1 pseudogene is annotated in these 1,722 nt (G+C 66.1%); it reads left to right on the top strand.

The window, feature by feature from the left end:
• Positions 1–1,722 (top strand): annotated as a pseudogene (locus O7A61_RS32115) (kinesin); the annotation flags it as partial.

The raw sequence follows: 1,722 nt of genomic DNA, 5'->3' as shown, positions 1-1,722 counted from the left end.
GTCGACGCGACAGACCAGAGTCTCGGCTCCCGGTCCGTGGCGACGGCGCAGTCGCTGGCCGCCCGCGCCGGTGACATCCTGCGCAACTTCGAAAGCGCCGACCAGCGGCTCGGCATGCGCATCGGCGAATCCGCCGAGGCGCTCGCCGCCCGCGCGTCGGACCTCGGCCGCATCTTCGACGCCGCCGACCAGCATTTGGTCTCGCGCATCGCAGAGGGTTCGGGCGCGCTGTCCAGCCGGGCATCCGAAATCGCCCGCATCTTCGACGACGCCGACCAGCGCCTGGTTTCGCGCATCGCCGACAGCACCTCGACGATCGGCGAGCATGCGCAGACCATCGTCGGCGCCTTCGCAAGCACCGAGCAGAGGGTTGCCGATCGCGCGCGCCAGACCGGCCAGGAACTGGCCGTGCATGCCCGCGAAATCGAGCAGGCGCTTGCCGGTGCCGACGAGCGTCTCGCGTCGAGCGCGGCGGCCGCCGCCGCCCGAGTCGAAGAGCAGATCGCCGGCGTCGAAAACCGGCTCGCCAACACTGCCGAGACTATGGGCCAGAGGCTCAACGAGCAGGTATCGACCGCCGAGGCGCAACTCGTATCGCGTGCCAACGTGATCGCGGAAACCTTCACCGCGGTCGGCCAGCATATCGGCCAGAGCACCAACGACGCCGCCAAGACGATCGGTGCCAACACCCGCGAACTCAACACCATGCTCGCGGCGCGGTCCGCCGAGATGTCGAAGATCCTCGACGAAACCGCGCGGCCATTGGTCGAGCGCTTCGCCCAGGGCGGCTCGGAACTGCAAAAGAGCATGGAAGAAGTCACCGAACGCGCGACCGAGAAGCTGCGTAGCGAGAACGCGACCCTGGTCAACGCGCTCGCCAACCGTACCGCCGAAACTTTGTCGGCGGTCGAAGGCGCCCGTTCTTCGCTGTCCGACAGCGTCGCCGATCTCATCGGCCGGATGACCAAATCCAGCTCGCAGCTCGGTCAGTTGATCGAGCAGGCCGCGGTCAACCTCGGCGAGGTCGACCAACGACTGACCGGCAGTACGCAAAGCTTCGCTGCGACCACCGAAAAGGCGGCACAGACCTTTGCCAGCTCGGCGCGTCTGGTCGATTCGAACACGACAAGGCTGACGGAACTGTCGTCGTCGACCTTGCGCGAGGTCGCCTCGATCGCCACCAAGTTCGACGAACACAGCCGTCTGCTCGCCGGCGCTTCCGACCTCCTGAGCTCGGCCCAGAGCAACCTCGAACACACGCTGGAAAGACAGTCGTCGCTCGAGGATCTCGCCGTCGGCCTGGTCAAGAAGTCGGAAGATCTCGAAAGGGTCATGCGTTCTTTCGAAAACCTCGTGGGCCAGACGCTGCAGAACGCCGAAGGCAAGACGCTGGAATCGGCCGACAAGATCCGCAACGCCATCACCGATGTCGTCGAGTCGGCAACCAAGCGCTTCGCCGATGCGACCGAGGAAATGCGGCGCACGGCGGGCTCGATCAAGAGCGAACTCGACCTCACCCGCGCCGAGCTCAAGAAAGGCGTCATCGAGATGCCGGAAGAGGCCAAGGAATCGACCTCGGCTATCCGCCGCGCCGTTTCCGAGCAGATCAACGCCTTGAAGGAGCTTTCGGATATCGTTGCGAAATCCGGTCGTGGTGGCGACTCCTCGGAACCGCGCCCCTTGCGCCCGGCGCCGCAGGCACCGGCCGCACGCGCCGCCGAG

It is taken from the genome of Mesorhizobium sp. Cs1321R2N1, assembly GCF_037179725.1.
Taxonomy (GTDB): Bacteria; Pseudomonadota; Alphaproteobacteria; order Rhizobiales; family Rhizobiaceae; genus Mesorhizobium; species Mesorhizobium salmacidum.
The sequence above is the reverse complement of the archived record's forward strand: the minus strand, read 5'-3'. Positions and strand labels throughout refer to the sequence as shown.